At 69.3% G+C, this 18,900-nt stretch carries 18 protein-coding genes; 13 read left to right on the top strand and 5 right to left on the bottom strand.

The features are described from left to right. Positions 1-6 precede the first annotated feature (6 nt). The 5 genes from ACT3S3_RS14455 to ACT3S3_RS14435 are packed head-to-tail and all read left to right on the top strand — an operon-like array spanning position 7 to position 5,239. A complete protein-coding gene (locus ACT3S3_RS14455) occupies positions 7-1,257 on the top strand; it encodes an AMP-binding protein (RefSeq protein ID WP_444626957.1) in 1,251 nt (416 codons plus the stop codon). After that, a complete protein-coding gene (locus ACT3S3_RS14450; RefSeq protein WP_441578800.1) occupies positions 1,254-2,066 on the top strand; it encodes an SDR family oxidoreductase in 813 nt (270 codons plus the stop codon). Before ACT3S3_RS14455 ends, ACT3S3_RS14450 begins: the two co-directional genes overlap by 4 nt. A 3-nt stretch (positions 2,067-2,069) precedes the next feature. Then, the gene (locus ACT3S3_RS14445; RefSeq protein WP_301443043.1) at positions 2,070-3,215 is read left to right on the top strand and encodes an acetyl-CoA C-acyltransferase; all 1,146 of its coding nucleotides are present in this window, start codon (positions 2,070-2,072) and stop codon (positions 3,213-3,215) included. Between the two features lie 33 nt (positions 3,216-3,248). Continuing rightward, positions 3,249-3,890 (top strand): TetR/AcrR family transcriptional regulator, encoded by a 642-nt coding sequence (locus tag ACT3S3_RS14440; protein ID WP_301443042.1) that lies wholly within the window; start codon positions 3,249-3,251, stop codon positions 3,888-3,890. Between the two features lie 5 nt (positions 3,891-3,895). Further along, positions 3,896-5,239, top strand: coding sequence for a lipase family protein (locus ACT3S3_RS14435; RefSeq protein ID WP_444614754.1), 1,344 nt, complete (start codon positions 3,896-3,898; stop codon positions 5,237-5,239). Positions 5,240-5,246: 7 nt separating this feature from the next. On the opposite strand, the gene ACT3S3_RS14430 is transcribed toward ACT3S3_RS14435, so the two are convergent. After that, complete coding sequence (locus tag ACT3S3_RS14430) at positions 5,247-7,574, bottom strand: heavy metal translocating P-type ATPase (RefSeq protein WP_444626956.1); 2,328 nt, start codon at positions 7,572-7,574, stop codon at positions 5,247-5,249. A 2-nt stretch (positions 7,575-7,576) separates the two neighbouring features. Beyond that, positions 7,577-7,786 carry a cation transporter gene (locus tag ACT3S3_RS14425; RefSeq protein ID WP_301443039.1) on the bottom strand — a complete coding sequence of 70 codons (210 nt, stop codon included), beginning with the start codon at positions 7,784-7,786 and terminating at the stop codon, positions 7,577-7,579. A 167-nt stretch (positions 7,787-7,953) separates the two neighbouring features. Between ACT3S3_RS14425 and ACT3S3_RS14420 the strand changes: the two genes are divergently transcribed. Beyond that, positions 7,954-9,027, top strand: a complete 1,074-nt coding sequence (locus ACT3S3_RS14420) for an alkene reductase (RefSeq protein ID WP_301443046.1) — start codon at positions 7,954-7,956, stop codon at positions 9,025-9,027. A gap of 131 nt (positions 9,028-9,158) precedes the next feature. Here the strand turns inward: ACT3S3_RS14420 and ACT3S3_RS14415 are convergent, their stop codons facing one another. Beyond that, a complete protein-coding gene (locus tag ACT3S3_RS14415; RefSeq protein WP_441578797.1) occupies positions 9,159-9,917 on the bottom strand; it encodes a decaprenylphospho-beta-D-erythro-pentofuranosid-2-ulose 2-reductase in 759 nt (252 codons plus the stop codon). Positions 9,918-9,926: 9 nt separating this feature from the next. Next, the gene (locus tag ACT3S3_RS14410) at positions 9,927-11,342 is read right to left on the bottom strand and encodes an FAD-binding oxidoreductase (RefSeq protein WP_301442635.1); all 1,416 of its coding nucleotides are present in this window, start codon (positions 11,340-11,342) and stop codon (positions 9,927-9,929) included. 115 nt (positions 11,343-11,457) lie between these two features. Between ACT3S3_RS14410 and ACT3S3_RS14405 the strand changes: the two genes are divergently transcribed. Then, complete coding sequence (locus ACT3S3_RS14405) at positions 11,458-14,562, top strand: hypothetical protein (RefSeq protein ID WP_441582254.1); 3,105 nt, start codon at positions 11,458-11,460, stop codon at positions 14,560-14,562. Here ACT3S3_RS14405 and ACT3S3_RS14400 read toward each other — a convergent pair. Continuing rightward, positions 14,559-14,879 (bottom strand): hypothetical protein, encoded by a 321-nt coding sequence (locus ACT3S3_RS14400; protein WP_301442633.1) that lies wholly within the window; start codon positions 14,877-14,879, stop codon positions 14,559-14,561. The genes ACT3S3_RS14405 and ACT3S3_RS14400 overlap by 4 nt on opposite strands. A 169-nt stretch (positions 14,880-15,048) precedes the next feature. Between ACT3S3_RS14400 and ACT3S3_RS14395 the strand changes: the two genes are divergently transcribed. The 6 genes from ACT3S3_RS14395 to ACT3S3_RS14370 form a co-directional block, all read left to right on the top strand. Next, positions 15,049-15,513 (top strand): hypothetical protein, encoded by a 465-nt coding sequence (locus ACT3S3_RS14395; RefSeq protein WP_301442632.1) that lies wholly within the window; start codon positions 15,049-15,051, stop codon positions 15,511-15,513. Then, entirely contained in the window at positions 15,510-16,142 is a 633-nt protein-coding gene (locus tag ACT3S3_RS14390) for an N-acetylglucosamine-6-phosphate deacetylase (protein WP_301442631.1), read from the top strand. Before ACT3S3_RS14395 ends, ACT3S3_RS14390 begins: the two co-directional genes overlap by 4 nt. Before the next feature lie 51 nt (positions 16,143-16,193). After that, positions 16,194-17,345, top strand: a complete 1,152-nt coding sequence (locus ACT3S3_RS14385; protein WP_301442630.1) for a hypothetical protein — start codon at positions 16,194-16,196, stop codon at positions 17,343-17,345. A gap of 102 nt (positions 17,346-17,447) precedes the next feature. Beyond that, complete coding sequence (locus tag ACT3S3_RS14380; RefSeq protein ID WP_441588291.1) at positions 17,448-18,104, top strand: GtrA family protein; 657 nt, start codon at positions 17,448-17,450, stop codon at positions 18,102-18,104. Next, entirely contained in the window at positions 18,101-18,538 is a 438-nt protein-coding gene (locus ACT3S3_RS14375; protein ID WP_301442629.1) for a GtrA family protein, read from the top strand. The genes ACT3S3_RS14380 and ACT3S3_RS14375 overlap by 4 nt, the downstream gene beginning before the upstream one ends. A gap of 182 nt (positions 18,539-18,720) precedes the next feature. After that, positions 18,721-18,900, top strand: a 180-nt coding sequence (locus ACT3S3_RS14370; protein WP_444626955.1) for an SMI1/KNR4 family protein, incomplete at its 3' end; no start/stop codon positions are given.

Here is an 18,900-nt window from a genome sequence, read left to right as displayed (position 1 = left end):
CCACAGGTGCTCTCACCGAGGATGACAGCGCATGAGCTGTCCGCAATTCTCGACCTCGGGGAACCGGCTGCGGTCATCGTTCCCGAAGGAGCGGGAGCTCTCGCCGGGGCCAGTGCAGTTGCCACCCTTGCCGAACTGTCCACGGCATGGTCGGCAGAGGCAGTTGAGGCGCAGACCGCGAAGTCCTGGAAGGCCCCGGTCTCCGGAGGCTCCACCGGGCGTCCGAAGATCATCATGTCCGGTCGCGAGGCGGTGACCGCGGAGGCCGACCAGACCTTCTGGGGAGTCGGACCGCGCGAGCGATCGTTGATCACCGCCCCGCTGTTCCACAACGCCCCATTGAGCGTGACACTGTGCACGGTCTTCCGCGGTGGAACCGTCTGCCTGCTGGATCGGTTCGACGCCGAGGGGACGCTGGCGGAGAGTGACCGGTTCGCCGCCACCTGGATCTACCTGGTCCCGACCATGATGCGCCGTATCCTCGCCTTGCCCGTGGACATCCGCGAGTCCTACTCGCTGTCGTCGGTGAGGTCATTCTGGCACTGTGCCGAGCCGTGCCCGGCCTGGCTGAAGCGGGAGTGGATCGAGTGGCTCGGTGCCGAGCGCCTCTGGGAACTCTACGCTGGTACCGAGGCGGAGGCTGGATGCACGATCCGTGGTGACGAATGGCTCAACCATCCTGGGTCAATCGGGCAGGTGACCTGGGGTCGAATGGTCCTGCTGGACGACGACGGCAACCAGATCCAGGACCCCGGAGTGCCCGGCGAAGTGTACATGCGTCCCGAGGACGGCATGCCGGCGACGTACCGCTACATCGGTGCGGAACCGAGGACGCACAACGGTTGGTCGACCCTGGGCGACGTCGGGCACTTCGATGAGGACGGATACTTGTACCTGCACGACAGGCGGTCCGACATGGTCACCGTCGGTGGAGTGAACATCTACCCCGCCGAGGTTGAGGCGGCCATGATGGAGCACCCGGACGTGCTGACTGCCGTGGTTATCGGCTTGCCCGATGACCGCGCGGGCAACCGGCTGCACGCCATCATGAACACCACGGGGACACGGATCGATGACGAGCAGCTGCTCGGGTTCCTGACGTCCCGGTTGTCACGTAACAAGGTCCCGCGGACATTCGAGACCGTCGGTGAACAGCTTCGTGACGACGCAGGGAAGGTTCGGCGTCCGGCGCTGCGCTCCGCACGGCTCGCCGCAGTGTCCGTCGGCGCCGCTGGGACGGAGGGATTGGCGTCATGACCGCCTCCGAGCTCTTCGACATCTCCGACCGGACCATCCTGGTCACCGGTGGTGCACGCGGCATCGGCAGGATGCTCGCGGAAGGACTGCTGCTCGCCGGTGCGACCGTCCTGATATCCACCCGTAAGGCGGACGCTGCGGAGGAGGCGGGGCAGGCCCTCGGCGATTTCGGCGACGTCCACGCCATCGCCGCGGACATCTCTACCGAGGACGGGTGCCGCGACCTCGCCGAGCAGGTCGCCAGCATCACCGATCACCTCGACGGTTTGGTCAACAATGCTGGTGCCACGTGGGGTGCCCCCTTCGATGACTTTCCGGCCCACGCCTGGGACAAGGTCATGGGCGTGAACGTCAAGGCCCCATTTTTGCTTGCGCAGCAGCTGCGTCCGCTACTGGAGGCCAGCAGAAAGGGCCCCTCGCGCATCATCAACATCGGGTCGATCGATGGCCTCGCCGTACCGAATTACGAGAACTACGCCTACTCCGCGTCCAAGGCCGCTGTGCATCACCTCACCAAACACATGGCGGCAACGCTGGCGCCGTCAATTCTGGTGAACTCCATCGCGCCGGGCCCCTTCCCCACGAAGATGATGAAGTGGGTGCTCGACGACCACGGCGAGGAGATGCGCAACGCCAATCCGCTCGGCAGGATCGGCCGGGCGGAGGACATCACTGCCCTGGCGACGTTCCTCCTCGCACCAGCGAGTTCCTTCATCACCGGCACCACCATTCCGCTCGACGGCGGGCTGACGTCCACCATGTCCGTCGCCATGTACAGCCCCGAGAACACCGATATCCAGGAGAACTAGACCATGAGAGAAGCAGTGGTGGTCTCGACCGCCCGAACCCCCATCGGCCGTGCCTATAAGGGCGCCTTCCACGACACCCAGGGCCAGGAGCTCGCGGGGCTGGCGATCGCCGAGGCGGTGGAGCGTGCCGGTCTCGATCCGTCGGACGTCGAGGAGGTCATCCTCGGCTGCGCGATGCAGGAGGGATCCACCGGGTACAACGTCGCACGTCAGGCCGCCTTGCGTGCCGGGCTACCGGTAACGGTGCCTGGGATGACCGTAGATCGGCAGTGTGCGTCCGGCCTGATGGCGGTAGCTACTGCTGCCAAGGAAATCATGGTCGACGGTCTGCAGGTCGCCGTCGGTGGTGGGGTGGAGTCGATCAGCCTGGTGCAGAACGAGCACCGCAACACCTACCGTGCGGTCGACCCGTGGCTCCGGGAGAACGGTCACGACGTCTACATCTCCATGCTCGAAACCGCCGAGAATGTCGCGGAGCGGTTCGGGGTCTCCCGGGAGGAACAGGACGAGTACGCGCTGGAGTCGCAGCGTCGGACCGCCGCCGCCCAGGAGGCTGGCATCTTCGACGAGGAGATCGTGCCCGCTGGCGGGCTTTCCCTCGACGAAGGCAACCGGCCCACCACCACGGCCGAGGGCCTGGCGAAGCTCAAGGCGGTGCTCCCTGACCGCGACGGCCACGCTGCCACCATCTCGGCGGGCAACGCCTCCCAACTCTCGGACGGTGCGGCCGCGGTGGTGCTCATGGAGAAGGACGAGGCGGCGCGCCGCGGGCTGGAGCCCTTGGGCACCTACCGTGGCATCGCCGTCGCAGGCTGTGAACCCGACGAGATGGGCATCGGCCCCGTGTTCGCCGTCCCCAGGCTGCTCGAGCAGCACGGGCTCAGCGTTGACGACATCGACCTGTGGGAGCTCAACGAGGCTTTCGCGTCCCAGGCGGTGTACTGCCGTGACCGGCTGGGCATTGACCCGGGGAAGTACAACGTCAACGGCGGGGCCATCGCCATCGGTCACCCCTACGGCATGAGCGGTGCGCGCATGGTGGGACATGTCCTGCGTGAGGGCCGTCGGCGCGGAGCGCGGTACGTGGTCGTGACCATGTGCATCGGCGGCGGCATGGGTGCGGCGGGGCTCCTCGAATTAGAGGGGTGAGCGGCTCAGGGAACGTATAGGGTGGAAACCATTATGACTTCGGACACCTTCGGCGTCGACTCCGTCGCCCACGACTCTTCGCGGCGCGAGATCCTCGACGCCGCTGCGGACGTCTTCGAGAGCAAAGGTTTCGACCGGGCGACGATCGACGACATCGCCGACGAGATCGGTGCGACCAAGGGCCGGGTGTACTACTACTTCCGCTCCAAGTTCGACATCTACCTCGCCGTCTACGAGAACGGGATGCGCGACGTCCGTCGCACCGTGGAGCCTTACGCCGCCACACCCGGGACCGGCGGGGAGCGTTTGACGGCGATGTGTGTGGCCCACTTGGTGAACCTCATGGAGCACCTTGGCTACCACAACGCCATTCACCAGGGAGTCCCCGGTCAGCGATTCGCCGCGTTGAAGGAACGCCAGCGTGATCTGCTCGGCACGTTGAACGGACTACGCGAGGAGTATGAGTTGATGTTTCGCCGGGTCGTCGAGGAGGGTGTGGCAGATGGTTCATTGCGCGCGGAGGACTCGCGGCTGGTCACCCGTGTGCTGCTGAGCAGCCTGAACAGCACGGCGATGTGGTTCCATCTGCGGGAGGGGCAGGATCCGGCGGAGGTTCGCGGGCTCGCGGACAAGATCGTGGCGCAGGTTCTCGTCGGCGTCGTGGTGCGGGGCTGACGGGGATGCGTAGGACGCTCGGGGCGCTGCTCGTCCTCGCCCTGGGGATGACCGCCGCGCCGGCGTGCGCCGGCACCGCCCAGCAGGACGCGCCGGTCAGGGCCCCGGTCACTGCACCGGCGGAGATCCCCACGGTGCAGGACGACGCGTCCTTCTTCAACCTGCCGGATGCCGCCACAGCTGGCGCGGCGTACGCGCCCGGTGCCCCGCTGAAGCAGCGCACCGTCCCGGCCACCACGGAGGAGTTCGACGCCCCCTTGCAGGTCACGCAGGTGCAGTACCGCACCACCGACACCCTCGGCGACCCCGCCGCCGCGGTGACCAGCGTGATCCACCCGCCGGCGTCCGTCGAACCGTCCGGCGACACGGTCATGTACGCCAGCTTCTACGATTCGATGCGTCCGTCCGACGGGCCGTCGCGTGTGCTGTCGGGCACGGTGGGCGAGGGCGGGGTGATCGTCCTTGCCGAGATCGCCTTCATCGCACCGCTGCTCGCCGCCGGGCACACCGTGGTCATGCCCGACATCCAGGGGGAACGCGGCATCTTCGCAGCCGGCCCGGAGTACGGGCAGATCATCCTCGACGGGATGCGCGCGGCGTACCGCACGCCGGACGCCGAGGTCGCCGCCGACGCCCCGCTGGCGCTCACCGGCTACTCCGGGGGGTCCATCGGTGCAGGCTGGGCGGCGATCATGGCGCAGGACTACGCCCCGGACGTCGCGGAGAACATCGTGGGCGTGGCCCAGGGCGGCACGATGGTGCGTCCCGAGCACAACCTGCGCTACGCCGGGGAGGGCAGCGGCTGGTCCGGCGTGGTCGGCATGGCGATGGTGGGACTGGCACGCGCCTACGACGTGGACATGGAGCCCTACCTCACGGACCTCGGGCGCGAGGTCTTCGAGGACCTGGACCGGGTGGCCATCGGCGAGGCGTCCGACTCCTACGAGCACCTGCGCTGGGACGAGATGATCCTGCCCGAGTACCCCGACCCCGACGCCATCCCCGAGGTCCGCCACCTGCTCGACGACACCAACATGGGTCTGCGCGACACCCCGGCGTTCCCCCAGCTGCTGGTGCAGGCCGGCGGCGGGGAGGCGGAGGACACCCCGCCGCACCCCGAGCTCGGTGACGGCGACGGGGTGATGCTCCTCGGCGATACCCGCTCACTCGCCCGGCAGTACTGCGACGACGGCACGGTGGTCGACTACCGTGAGCTGCCCCTCGGCGGGCACGGCCCCGGCGGTGTCGCCTGGGCCGCGCAGATGGTGCCGTGGGTCAACGCCCGTTTCGACGGCGTGGAGCCGACCGGCACCTGCGGGGAGGTTCCCGAGGGAAACCCGCTGGTGTGAGGCCCGCTCAGCTGGCGAGGCTGGAGTGGAAGCCGCGCAGCCGCAGCGAGTTGGAGACCACGAAGACCGAGGAGAACGCCATCGCCACCCCGGCGAGCATCGGGTTGAGCAACCCGAAGGCGGCGACGGGGATCAACGCCACGTTGTAGGCGAACGCCCAGAACAGGTTCCCGCGGATCGTGCGCAGGGTGCGCCGCGACAGGCGGATCGCGTCGACCGCGGAGCGCAGGTCGTTGTTCATCAGGGTGATGTCGGACGCCTCGATCGCCACGTCCGTGCCCGCGCCCATCGCCAGGCCCAGTTCGGCGACCGCCAGGGCGGCGGCGTCGTTGACCCCGTCACCGACCATGGCGACGTTGCGTCCCTCGGCCTGCAGCCTCTCGATGTGCCGGACCTTCTCGTCGGGCATGACCCCGGAGATGACGTTGTCCGGGTCGATGCCGACCTCCGCGGCGACGGTCTTCGCCGCCCCCTCGTTGTCGCCGGTGAGCAGCACCGGGGTGAGACCGAGCTCCTTGAGTCCGGCGACAGCCTCGGCGGAGGTCGGCTTCACCGTGTCGCGCACGGTGACGACGCCGACGACGGTGCCGTCGATCTTGACGACGACGGGCGTGCCGCCGTCCTGCTGCGCCCGCTCCACGGCGAGACGCAGTTCGTCGGGCAGGGCGTCGGACGGACGGGCGACGGTGACCGTCGAACCGTCCACCGTGCCGGTCACGCCGTGGCCGGCGGTGGTGGCGAAGTCCGTGACGGACGGGACCTCCGCGATCTCACCGTCCTGCACGGCCTGCTCGGCCGCACGGACGATCGCGCGGGCGATCGGGTGCTCCGAACCGGACTCCACCGCAGCCGCCGCGGCGAGCACGTCCGTCGTGCCGTTGGCACCGGTGGTGGTGACGTCGGAGACCGACATGACACCGGAGGTGACCGTGCCCGTCTTGTCCATCACCACCGTGTCCACGCGCCGGGTCGACTCCAGCACCTCCGGGCCCTTGATCAGCAGCCCGAGCTGAGCGCCGCGTCCGGTGCCCACCAGCAGGGCGGTGGGTGTGGCCAGTCCGAGGGCGCAGGGGCAGGCGATGATCAGCACCGCCACCGCGGCGGTGAACGCCGTGGCCACACCGTGGCCGAGTGCGATGTGCACGATCAGCGTTGCCACGGCGATGAGAATCACCGCCGGCACGAAGACCTGCGAGATCCGGTCGACCAGGCGCTGCACCGGGGCCTTCTTGGACTGTGCGTCGGTGACCAGCTTCGCCATCTGCGACAGCGTGCTGTCCTCACCGAGGCGGGTGACCTTGACGAGCAGGCGACCGGAGGTGTTGATCGTGGCGCCGGTGACGGTGGAGCCGACGGTGGCCTCCACCGGCACGGACTCGCCGGTGAGCATCGACTCGTCCACCGCCGATGTGCCGTCGGTGACGACACCGTCCGCCGCGATCTTCTCGCCGGGGCGCACCACGACCAGGTCACCGACCGCGAGCTCCTTGACGTTGACGCGGACCTCGGCGCCGTCGCGCAGCACCGTGGCGTCCTTCGCCCCCATGTTCAGCAGGGAGCGCAGCGCCTCGGAGGAACGCCCCTTCGCCCGGGTCTCGAACCAGCGTCCGAGCAGCAGGAACGTGATGACCACGGCGACGGACTCGAGGTAGATCTCGTCCATCGTGGAGTCCGAGGGCAGCAGGTGCATCTGCATGGTCATGCCGGGCATGCCGGCGTTGCCGAGGAACAGCGCCCACAGCGACCACAGGTAGGCGGCCGTGGTGCCCAGGCTGACCAGGGTGTCCATGGTGAATGCGCCGTGGCGCAGGTTTACCAGGGTGGCGCGGTGGAAGGGGGCGCCGCCCCAGAAGTAGACGGGCGTGACCATGGTGAGCACCGCCCACTGCCAGTTGTCGAACTGCAGTGCCGGCACCATGCTGAGCAGGACGACGGGCACGGTGATCAGCGCCGAGACGATCGTGCGCTTCTTCAGGTCCGCGGCCTCGTCGTCGCGGGCGGCCTCGGTGCGGTCGGCGGACCCGCCACCGCCGGGGCCGTCACTGTCGTCGGCACCGGCGTCCGCACTGCCCTCGTCGTTCATGGCGAAGGCGTCGTAGCCGGCGCCGCGCACCGTGTCGATGAGTGTGGTGGTGTCGGCCTTGGACGGGTCGTAGTCGACGGAGGCGGATTCGGTGGCGAAGTTGACCGTGGCGTCCACCCCGTCGAGTTTGTTGAGCTTGCGTTCCACCCGACCCGAGCAGGATGTGCAGGTCATGCCGGTCACGCCGAGGTCGAGGTGGATCACGTCGACTGGCGTGGTCTGGACTGGGTGGTTCTCGACTGGGGTGGTCATGGCTATGCCTTCACGGTGTAGCCGGCCTCGGCGACGGCGGCGGCGACCGCGTCGTCCGTCACGTCCTCGCCGGTGACGCTGACCGCGCCGGTGGGCAGGTCGACCTCGACGGAGGTGACGCCGGCGATGTCGCCGACCTCCTCCTCCACGGAGGCCTTGCAGTGACCGCAGGTCATGCCTTCGACGGTGTAGTTCTTGGTGACGGTGGCCATGGTGTTCTCCTTGCCTTCAATGTTTCTGACATCTTCGACTGTATACCCCTATGGGGTATCCGGCAAGGGGTGTGTCCGGGATCATCCGGGAATACCGCCGCCGCACACCAGGTTGACCGGACGTGACTTCGACATCAACGACTGCAACGACCGCAACTGAAACCACCGTGAACTCCCTCTTCGACCCGCTGGACGCCGGCGCACTGCACCTGAACAACCGGGTGACCATGGCCGCGCTGACCCGCCAGCGTGCCGGGGAGGACGGCAACCCCACCGACCTGCACGTGGAGTACTACCGCCAGCGTGCCAGCGCGGGACTGGTGCTCACCGAGGGCACCTTCCCCGCCTTCAGTAACCGCTCCTTCCCCGGTCAGGCCGGCATCGCCACCGACGAGCACCGCGACGGGTGGGCCCGGGTGGCCGACGCCGTCCACGCCGATGGCGGCACCCTGGTCATGCAGATCATGCACGGCGGGCGCACGTCCCACCCTGACCTGCTGCGCGGCGGCGAGCCGGAGGCACCGAGCGCACTTGGCACCGGTGGTCCGGTCCGCGGTTTCTCCGGCAAGCTCGACGGTGTGGTGCCGCGCGCCCTGGCCACCGACGAGATCCCGCGCATCATCCAGGAGTTCGTGGACGGTGCACGTCGCGCGGTGGACGCCGGCGTCGACGCCGTGGAGATCCACGGCGCGAACGGCTACCTGCTGCACGAGTTCACCGCCGCGTCCTCGAACCACCGGGAGGACGCTTACGGCGGGTCGCCGGAGAACCGGGCGCGACTGACCGTGGAGGTCGTGCGTGCGGTCGCCGAGGAGATCGGCGCGGACCGTACGGCGCTGCGCATCTCCCCGGAGCACGGTGTGCAGGGCGTGCCGGAGGACGACCGGGAGGACGTCCTGGCCACCTACGGTGCCCTGCTCGAGGGCATCCGCGACGTGGGGATCGCCTACCTGTCGGTGCTGCACGCCGACATCGACGGTGACCTGGTCGCTGAGCTGCGCGCGCGTTTCGGCGGGGCGTTCCTGCTCAACAGCGGGTTCGGACAGGTGACCCAGTTCGACGAGGCACGCCACATCGTCGAGGACGACCTGGCGGATGCGGCGGTTGTGGGCCGTCAGCTCATCGCCAACCCGGACCTCGTCCGGCGCTGGAAGGACGGACTGGAGCTCAACGAGCCGGACTCCTCGACGTTCTACGTGGGCGGTGCCCACGGGTACACCGACTACCCGTTCGTGGGGTAGCGCTCAGGCGGGCCCGGAATGATCTCGGTGACCCCGTGGATCATTCTGACGACCGGGTAGGGCCGGCACATTGATGTCGGGCGCCATCGACATCAAGTTGAGCCGCCCGACGCCATGCCGTGCTGCGCGCTCTACAGCGGCAGTCGGCGCACCACTGCCTGCGGCAGGTTCTTCAGGATCATCATGATCGGACGGAACAGCGGGTGGATCCAGATCACCGGCTTGCCACCGTCCACACCCGCGGCGACGGCCTTGGCGGCGTCGGTCTTGTCGACCGTCAGCGGGGCGTCGTCCAAGGCGGCGGTCATGTTCGTGCGCACCTGGCCCGGGCGCACGGTCAGCACCTTCACCCCGGTGCCACGCAGCGCCTCGCCGAGCATGCGGTAGAAACCGTCCACTCCGGCCTTGGTGGAGCCGTAGACGAAGTTCGAACGGCGCACCATCTCACCGGCGACGGAGGAGAACACCACGATCTGACCGTGGCCCTGCGCCTTCATGTGGTTGGACAGCAGCACGCCCACCGACACCGCGCCGGTGTAGTTGACCTGCGCGGCCAGCACGGCCTGCTTCTGGTCGTTCCACTGCACCTCGTTGTCGCCGAGCACACCGAAGGCCACCACGGCCAGGTCGATGTCCCCACCGGCCCAGATCTCGTCGAAGACCCCCGGGTGGGAGTCGAAGTCGGTGGCGTCGAAGTCGACGGTCTCCACGGAGGAGGCACCGGCGGACTCCATGCGTCCCACGGCCGAGGACAGCTCCTCGCCCGGGCGTGCGGCCAGCACCACGCGTGCCGGACCGCGGGTGAGGAACTCCTCGACCACGGCCAGGCCCATGTCGGACGCGCCGCCGAGCAGCAGGATGGACTGGGGTTTACCCACAGCGTTGATCATTGAAATCTCCTAGTTCAGCTCGAGGCGGCGGGACATGTCGGAGGCGAAGACACCGGTCGGGTCGATCTCCCGACGGGTCTTCAGCCAGCCGGACAGGCCGGGGTACATCTTGTGGAAGTTCTCCGCGGACGTGCGGGACTCCTTGGCCAGGTACAGCCGGCCACCGAACTCCATGACCCGCTGGTCGAGCTTGTCCAGGAAGTCGCCCAGGCCCGGACGGATCGGGAAGTCCACGCACACGTTCCAGCCCGGCATCGGGTAGCTCAGCGGTGCACGGTTGCCCTCGCCGAAGAGCTTGAACACGTTGAGCGCCGAGTAGTGGCCGGACTTCTGGATGTCGCGGATGATGTCCTTGAACGGCTCCACGGCCTCGGTCGGCACCACGAACTGGTACTGCAGGAAGCCCTTCGGGCCGTAGCCACGGTTCCACTCGCCGATGAGGTCCAGCGGCTGGTAGAACTGCGTGAGGTTCTTGATCTGGTTCTTCGCCGGTGCGCCCATGGTGTAGTACGCCAGGCCCACGGCCGACAGGGTCAGCTTGTTCAGGGTGAAGGACGGGAAGACGTCCGGCACGGTCATCAGCTGCGGGGCGTTGAACTTCAGCGGGTCCGCCGCCAGCTTCGGGGCGTACTCCTTGAGCTGGTCCAGGGTGGCCAGGGAGCCACGGGAGATCGTGGCGCGGCCCAGCTTCGGGGCCGGGGAGATGCAGTCGAACCACGCCGAGGAGTAGGTGTAGTTGACCTCGGAGCCGTCGGAGTGCGCGGCGATGGTCTCGTCGAGGGTGTCCGTCCGGTCGGTGTCCGCCAGGAAGTAGGCGGTCTCGGTCTTGGTCATCCGGATGGTGGCGCGCAGGATGATGCCGGTCAGGCCCATGCCACCCACGGTGGCCCAGAACAGGGTGCCGTCCGGGTCGTCCGCGGAGCCCTCGGGCTCGATGTGCAGCACGCGACCGTCGGCGACGAGCAGTTCCATGGACACCACGTGGTCGCCGAAGGAGCCGGCGGAGTGGTGGTTCTTGCCGTGGATGTCCGGGCCGATGGCGCCGCCGATGGTGACCTGGCGGGTGCCGGGCAGGACCGGGACCCACAGGCCGGACGGCAGGGCCGCCTTCATCAGCTGGTCGAGGGTCACGCCGGCGTCCACGTCGACCAGGGCGGTGTCCGGGTCGATGGAGTGGATGCGGTTGAGCTGCTGCATGTCGATGACCAGCCCACCGCCGTTCATGGCGGGGTCGCCGTAGGACCGGCCCATGCCGCGGGCGATGACGCCGCGCTTGAGGTGGTCGGGCTTGTCGGCGTTGTCGTCGGCGACCTGCGCGACGGCTGCGGAGATGATGTCGACATCAGGGGTGGCGAGGACCTCGGCCGAGGTGGGCGCGGTTCGTCCCCACCCGGTGAGCGTCCGGGTGTGCGTCTTCAGTTCCATGATGACCACCCTACCGCCGGGGGAGGCCGATCCATGTCATAGTTGGGGCATGGGTCGGCTCGAAGGTACACAGGGTGTGGCGTGGGTCGCACAGGAGTGGGAGTCTGCGCGGGGTATGCATTCCCGCGGTGAACTGGGGGAAGAGCCCTACCTGCGCAGGTGTGGGGAACTGTCGGATTCCCTGGGAAGTTCCCGTGAAGATGAGGAGCTGCGCTACCGGATTGACCTGCTGCGTTGTCTGGAGGGGGAGGCGCTGGACCGGCGCGACACCGTGGACCTGCTCCCGGCGCTGTGGACGATGTACCGCAACGACCCCGCGCGTTTCCCCTCCCACCCGGACGCGACGGGTGGCGGCACAGACGGCACAGGCGACACGGACGGCCTGCCGAACCTCTTCGAACTGCTCTGGCAGGAGGTCGTGCTCAGCGCCGCGCAGCGTCCCGACGTCGACCGGGAGCACCTCGATCACCTCGCCGGACTGGCGGTGGACGCCCTGCGTGAGCTGGGAAGTTCGCCGGAGGACGTCGCCGAGGCGTCGGTGCGTGTCCTGCTTTCCCTCGGCCGGTTGGACGAGGCGCAGGCGTTGCTCGACGACCTGCCGGAGCCCGTGCTGCCCGCGGAGCCGACGTGGGCCCAGGCGCACCGGCACCAGCGCGACCTCGACGTGCGCGGCATGGTGGCGTTGCAGCGCGGTGAGCTGGACGTCGCCGCGGCGATCGTCGAGGCGATGGAGAACGCCCCCGAGGCGCACGTGCAGCCCACGGTGATGCTGGCGGAGTCGCTGATCCCCCTGTCCGGGGTGGTCGCCCCGGAGGTCACCGCCGCCCGCGCGGCGTTCGTCGCCGACCGGTCGGTGGGTTCCCCGGAGCTGTCGGACGCGCTGCTGCAGGTCGCCGAGTACCTCGCGGTCTTCGGTCACGAGGCCCACGCCCTGGGACTGCTGGACCGCATGCTGCCGACGCTGGCGCTGCACCGTCGGGACCCGGAGGCCGACGTTCACCTGCTCGAGGGCCTGCACACGGTGTACGCCGCGGCGGCGGCCGCCGGCCACGGGTCGGTGCGTCCGCAGTTCGCCGGGCTGCCGGCGGTGGTGGACTGGCTGGCCGTTGCCGGGGAGCGGGCCGGCGGCGGCACGGTCGCGGGCCTGGCGCGCTGGACGGGGGAACGGGCACGCCGCGCTGCGTCCGCCCTGGACGCCCGCAACGGCAACGACGTGGAAACGACGGTGGGTCTGGGCCTGCACCGGGTACCGGAGGGTGCCGCCGCTCAGCCCCAGCCGCTGCCGGCGTCCGCCGCCCTGTCGGTGACACCGGCGGTGGTCCCCTCGCAGGAGGCGGCGTTGCCGTCGTGGGTGGAGGACGCCTGGCTGCACCTGCCGCGGGAGGTCGCCGACTGGCGCGGCGAGGTCAGCGGGGTGTTCTCCCCGGAGATCCCCGTCGCCGGCCCGGTGGACCTCGAGTCCCTGGGCGCCGGCGACACGGTCGCGGCGTTGATGCTCTACTCGATGCTGGGTCTGGAGGAGGCGGTGCAGGCCGCGGTCGACCGGTTGGCCGAACTCGCCGACGGGCTGGACCCGCGCTTCGACCTGGGTGTGCACCGGGACCTGGTGGAGGAGCTGCTGCGCCGTTACGACGCCCGCGTGCTCGAGGAGTACGGGGACGACGAAGACGACGATGTAGACGACGGAGACGACGGAGACGACGAAGAGTACGACGCCGAGGCGTCCGACGCGTCCGACACCCCTGCGGCGCTGAGGGAGCTGGACGAGCTGCTGCGTGCGCGCCAGCGCACCCAGGACGAGGTGGAGGACTCCGGTGCAGACCCGGTCACCATCCTCGCCGCCCGGGTGGGCACCGTCGCCGGGCTGTGGCAGGGCTCCGGCCCGCTGGTGCGCCGGGTGATCGAGCAGGACGTCCTGATGGGTGGGGTGTACCCCGACCAGGTGGCGCTGCGCCTGGCGCTGCGCGCCGTCCGGCAGGTCACGCGCCTGGTGCCCCGGTCACTGCCGGAGGTCGGTTCCGCACTGCTCGCCGGCATCGCCGAGCAGGCGGGTCAGGACGGGCAGGACGATCCGGGCGTTCCGGCGCTCGTGGCACAGGTGGCGCACTACGTCGCCGGGGTGGCGTTGAGCCTGCCTGCCCCGCCAGTCGGGCCAACGGCGATGCTCGCCGGGGAGGAGGCGCCGGAGCTGCTCGACGAACTGCTGTCCCTGGGTGTCGCGTTGTCCGGACACGGTGCGTTCCACGAGGCGCTGGCCGTGTACGAGCGGTGCCTCCGTGCCGTCACCGGTGGCGAACACGGTGAACACGGTGCTGCGCCCGAGGACGCCGCGACGATGCGCATCCACCTCCTCGCCGCCCGCGGGGAGACCCTCGCCAAGCTCGGCAACCACCGGGCCGCGGCCGGGGCCTTCGCCGAGGCGTCCGACAGCGCCCAGTTCCGGGAGCAGTGGGAGGCCGCCGCGGAGTACCAGGTCAACTGCGTGTCCTCGCTGCTCGACGACCGTGACTACCCGCGCGCCGCCTTCGTGCTGGAGAGCGTCGACGACATCGAGGGGCTGGACTGGATGCGTTTCCCCCACGCCTCCTTCCGCCGCGAGGTCGAGGCCACCCGGCTGGCCAGCGCGCTGGTCGGGGAGAACTTCGCCCGCGACTGGCCGGGCCAGGTCGAGCGGCTGAAGGACGCCTACCGCGCCTTCCACGCGGCGGCGAGTGCCGGCGGTGCCGGGGCGTCCGACGCCTCGCAGGAGGGCCAGGACGGGCCGGGGATGTCGCCGCAGGAACTGGGCCTGCGCGCCGCCGGTGACCTCGTCGACCAGGTGCTGGCGGTCAACCGGGGTCTGGTGCACACCGACCGGGTGGACGAGGCGCTGGCGCTCACCGCGTGGGCGGCCGGGGAGGCCAAGGACGCCGAAGGGCGGTTCGTGCAGGCCCGGGCGTCGGCACGGGTGCAGGCACACTCGGACAGTGCGGTGGAGTCCGCGCGTCTGGAGGCGTTGACCGAGGAGGCGCTGCTGCTGCACGTCGCCGGACGTGACGACGAGGCGCTGCTGGTCTTCGAGTCCGTGGCCCAGCAGGCGCGCCGGGCGGGGGCGGACTGGCTGCTCGCCGCGGTCACCCACCGGCTCGAGGCCGCCGCACACTACGGCGGGGACACCGGGGTGCGTGAGCGCTACTCCGCGCTGCTCGCCGACGTCACGGGTGCAGGTGCCGGAGCCTAGAGTTCCATGACCTCGCGCACGGTCTCGGGCAGTTCGGCGACGCAGGTGATCGTCGGCCCGTCGTAGTCGCGCAGCTCCTGGTTGATGATGCGCCGGCTGGTGGAGTCCAGCACGGGCATCTCCTGGGCGAGCAGACGCACCATGAACTCGTTCAGCGGCGCCTCGGAGTGGCTGGCGGCCTCGTAGCTGTCGTCGGCACCGGTGCCGCCGACCACGCTGGTCTGGGCGCGCGACCCCTTGGTCCCGGCGGGCTGGCCGTCGGTGGCTTTGGCGATGTTGCGCCGCATCTGGGTCTTCGCGCGGTCTCTTCCGAACATGGGCCCAGCGTACCGCGCCGCCCGCCGCAGGCCCTGAGCGTGGCCAGTGTGTGGCGAGTGTGTGGCCGGAGTGTGGCTGGAGCGTGCCGTTCATGTCCGGGTGCTGTTCTACACTCGGTGCCAGGAACGTACCCGCGAAAAGTAGAGCGCGTAAGAGCGAAGGAGCACCATGGGCAGGTCAGCACGGCCACTGTCGTCGAGGGAATTCCGGATCGTCGCCGCCACCACACTGGGCTACTACCTGGTGCGCGACGTGGTGAAGCGCACCTGGCCCCGCCGGATCGGGCAGGCGGCGGTCGTGGCCACCGGCGCCGGTCTGATTCTGGCCGAGGAATGGGAGGCCCTGTCGGACGCCGAGCGCGAGCAGCTCGCCACCGGTGTTGCTGACCTGCGCGGGTCGTTGGACGCCGGCCCGGTGCCCGGCACCGTCACGTTGGTGGCGGGCAGCACCGTGGCCGTCGGCGTTGGCGCCTGGGTGAACGGCAAACTGGACGCCGCGGGCGCGGCGGTGGTCACCGCCGTGGGCGGACGGATCCCGCTGGTGGGCGGACTGTTCCGTGCCCTGCCGTCGACGACCTACGGTGCCGCGCAGCTCGGCGTCCTGTACGTCCTGAACGAGCGGGCGCGCGGATGACGGCCGCGACGGGGACGTCACAGTCGGGGCAGGCCGGCGGCACGCGTGCGCAGGATCCGCCGGTGATGGTCGCCGCGACGGTCGGCGAGGTCACCGCGGTGTGGCAGGTGGAGGTCGACGCCCGGGTGCTGCTCGGCGACTTCAGCGGCGCGTGGCTGGTGGACTCCGACGGGGTGCAGGGTTTCGCCGCGGACGCCGACTGGATCGAGGGCCGCGACGACCGGGACACGGTGCTCTCCCTGTTACTGCGCCACCCGGTGTTCCTGGCCGAGGGGACAGCGCTGGACGGTGCTGACGGTGTGCGCACCGTGGACGTCGAGGCGACCGTGCAGGCGGTGCGCGCCGGGGTGGAGCGCAACCGTGCGGACTTCGCCGAGGCGAACCCGGGGAAGCGTCAGCCGTCCTGGGGCGACGCCGACGACATCGTCTTCGAGGTCACCGAGTCGCACGCAGTCCCCGGGGCGGCCCTGCCGCAGGGCCTCGAGGGCGACGCGGCCACGGCGGTCGTGCGCTGCATGGCCACCGCCCGGGCGGTGCGCGGGCTCGTCCGCAGCTGGAACAGTGTGGAGAAGCTGCGCGTGCAGCGTCTCGGCGGGGAGTTGCGGGCCCTGCCGCTCGTGCTGAACTGACCCCATTACTCCGGCGGCAGAGCGTCGGCAACGTCGCTACCCTTGGGTGGCATGAACGCACGGCATGCTCCCCGGACGGACCGCACACGCGGCCCGGCGGCCGGTGACGGCCTTGCCGCGGTCCTGCGTCTGCCCACCCTCCCGCTGCTGGACGATGAGCCCGCCGAACCGACCACCCTGCTCATCCTGGCGGAGTACCACCGCCCGTCGGCGGGTTTCCACACCCGGGCGTTGGGGCTGAACGACCGGCTGTCCGTCGCTGAGACGGTGCGCGCCGTCCTCGTCGCCTTCGACTGGCCGGGTGCCACCGGGATGCTCGACGACCCGGACGCCGGACCGGCATGGTCGCTGCAGGCGCGCCGCAGTGACCGGCTGCGTGTCTACAGCCGGACCGCCGGGCCGATCGGCACGCCGCTGGGTGAGGCGCTGGGGCGTGACGGCACCGCGACCCTGCTCGCCGACGACGTGGTGCTCACCCTCACCACCGCCGGGGCGATGACCCGCGACGAGCACACGCCCGACGCGGTCTGCCTCGCCGGCGACTTCGTGCCCGAGTCGCGCGGTGACCCGGGCGGGGTGGGGCGCACGGTCGCCGCGGACGCACTGGTCTTCGACACCACCTCCGAGTCGACGGAGGGCCCGGGTTTCCCACGCGACGTGGACCTCGCCGCGGTCAACGTCGCGCTGACCGGGGAGGAGACCGTTGAGGAGATCCTCGACGGGCTGGCCCCGGAGCTCCGTGAGCTGCTGCTGGCGGGGGACCTCTACGAGTTCACGCCCCTGCTGCAGGCCCTGGACCTGGGGCGTCCGGCGCAGGTGCCGGAGTTCGCCAGGGCCGCGTTGGACGGGGTGCCCGCCGAGTCGACGCCCGTGGGACGGGCCGCGGCGTGGGCCAGGATCGTGGCGCTGTCGACGTTGTCCGACCGGGCGACCGCCGGGGAGATCTCCGAGATGCTCATGGCGGCCCTGGGGTTCACCCGCGCCGACGCCGACATCGCGCCGGGCGGTGGCCGGCTGTCCACCGACCCGCTGAATGCGGCGGAGATCAGGACGCTGTCCGCGGCGACGGGATGGACGTTGGCGTCCTGTGGTGCCGGGGCCGGGGAGGACTCCCGTGCGGTGGTGACACCGCTGGTGCCACGCCGCAGCCTGCTGGAACGTCTCGAGATGTACCGCTACCTCCTGCAGCGTCACGAGGGTTGAGCCGACACGGCGGGGGTGTCGGTGAGGTTTCGCAAATCACCGCTGTGCCAGTAGCGTATGTCCGATAAGTCTCCGAACACATGAACAGAGAGGACGCCCGTCGTGACCGACGCCATCGCCGAACAGCCGGGCTCCGCCGCGGACGAGCCGGGTGAGCCGGGAGGGTCGGGCAACGGCACTGGCCGGCTGTCCACCGCCGACCGCTACCGGCGCCTCCTCCGGCAGTTCCTGAAGTTCGGCATCGTCGGGGCGTCCGGCGTGGTGGTGAACTCGGCGGTGGTCGTGGTGCTGAACAAGACCACCCAGTGGCTGTGGGACTTCGACGGCCACCACGCCTTCGCCAACCTCTTCGGCACCCAGTTCCACATCCGCTGGTACCACGTGTTCTCGGTCCTGGCGTTCATCGTCGCCAACCTGTGGAACTTCAACCTGAACCGCCGGTGGACGTTCCGCACGTCCGGCAAGTCGAACTGGTTCCGCGAACTGGTGCCGTTCATGCTCGTCGGATTGGGTGGACTGCTGGTCTCCCTGCTGGTGCAGACGGCGCTGATCAACCCGGAGTCGCCGGTGGCGTTGTCCCGGGAGATCTGGGACGGTTCCACGGGACTGCGTGACCCGATCTACTGGGGCAACCTGCTGGGCGTGTGCTTCGCCATCCCGGTGAACTTCCTGGTCAACAAGCTGTGGACCTTCCGGGCCGCGCGTGAGCACTACATACCGACGCAGGTGACGCCGCTGCCGGGAAAGGACGAGAAGTGACGGAGAAGCAGGAAGTCCCGGTGCCCGGGGAGGTCGAGCGTCTGACGTTGAAGACCCAGCTGTTCCGGTTCATCATGACCGGTGTGGTCGGCGCGGTCGTCGACTTCGGCAGCACCTACCTGCTCTACCTGCTGGGCCTGGGGGACGGTACGTCGAAGACCGTCGGTTTCGTGCTGGGCACGCTCACCGCGTACCTGATCAACCGCCGGTGGACCTTCCAGGCGGAGCCGTCGGTGAAGCGGTTCGTGGTCACGATGATCGCCTACCTGGCGACCTATGCGGTGCAGGTCAGCCTGTACACGCTGAGCATCCCGTGGCTGGAGGACATGGACCTGGACCGGTTCTGGGTGCGTGCGATCAGCTTCGTGATCGCGCAGGGCACCGCCACGGTGCTGAACTTCATCATCCAGCGTTGGGTGATCTTTCGTAGCTGAGCGGACGGTCGGCTTCGCCACTGGGGGGGGGCACTGCGAAGAGGAGGTCGTGGCGATTTCCGTGCCGAAGGATGCTCATAGTGAAGTAAAGAATGCTGTTGGCTATGCTATCTGGGGAGTAGTTGTGGTCCGAGACGTGAAACTATTCTCGGCCGGCCAAATAGAAATGGAGTCACTAAATAATGGGTAAAGTAACTTATTCCGACATGTTCGATGTCCCCGCTTCTCCTTGTGGTGACTCTCGTATTGATGAGATTGAAAAGAATATCGGGAGACGACTACCGAAATCGTACCGGGAGCTGATCAAATCGACCGGTGGGGGCATCGTCAGCAGCGAAGCGGCAAAGTTGCCGATGAGGAGC

This window comes from Corynebacterium sp. AOP40-4SA-5 (assembly GCF_052377355.1).
Lineage (GTDB): Bacteria > Actinomycetota > Actinomycetes > Mycobacteriales > Mycobacteriaceae > Corynebacterium.
Note: the sequence above shows the minus strand (reverse complement) of the source record. Positions and strands in the feature narration are given on the sequence as shown.

Excerpts from the sequence above, each read along its gene's own strand:
- ACT3S3_RS14450 (WP_441578800.1), top strand. The coding sequence starts at position 1,254 with ATGACCGCCTCCGAGCTCTTCGACATCTCCGACCGGACCATCCTGGTC.
- ACT3S3_RS14445 (WP_301443043.1), top strand. The coding sequence starts at position 2,070 with ATGAGAGAAGCAGTGGTGGTCTCGACCGCCCGAACCCCCATCGGCCGT.
- ACT3S3_RS14440 (WP_301443042.1), top strand. The coding sequence starts at position 3,249 with ATGACTTCGGACACCTTCGGCGTCGACTCCGTCGCCCACGACTCTTCG.
- ACT3S3_RS14435 (WP_444614754.1), top strand. The coding sequence starts at position 3,896 with ATGCGTAGGACGCTCGGGGCGCTGCTCGTCCTCGCCCTGGGGATGACC.
- ACT3S3_RS14430 (WP_444626956.1), bottom strand. The coding sequence starts at position 7,574 with ATGACCACCCCAGTCGAGAACCACCCAGTCCAGACCACGCCAGTCGAC.
- ACT3S3_RS14425 (WP_301443039.1), bottom strand. The coding sequence starts at position 7,786 with ATGGCCACCGTCACCAAGAACTACACCGTCGAAGGCATGACCTGCGGT.
- ACT3S3_RS14415 (WP_441578797.1), bottom strand. The coding sequence starts at position 9,917 with ATGATCAACGCTGTGGGTAAACCCCAGTCCATCCTGCTGCTCGGCGGC.
- ACT3S3_RS14410 (WP_301442635.1), bottom strand. The coding sequence starts at position 11,342 with ATGGAACTGAAGACGCACACCCGGACGCTCACCGGGTGGGGACGAACC.
- ACT3S3_RS14405 (WP_441582254.1), top strand. The coding sequence starts at position 11,458 with ATGCATTCCCGCGGTGAACTGGGGGAAGAGCCCTACCTGCGCAGGTGT.
- ACT3S3_RS14400 (WP_301442633.1), bottom strand. The coding sequence starts at position 14,879 with ATGTTCGGAAGAGACCGCGCGAAGACCCAGATGCGGCGCAACATCGCC.
- ACT3S3_RS14395 (WP_301442632.1), top strand. The coding sequence starts at position 15,049 with ATGGGCAGGTCAGCACGGCCACTGTCGTCGAGGGAATTCCGGATCGTC.
- ACT3S3_RS14390 (WP_301442631.1), top strand. The coding sequence starts at position 15,510 with ATGACGGCCGCGACGGGGACGTCACAGTCGGGGCAGGCCGGCGGCACG.
- ACT3S3_RS14385 (WP_301442630.1), top strand. The coding sequence starts at position 16,194 with ATGAACGCACGGCATGCTCCCCGGACGGACCGCACACGCGGCCCGGCG.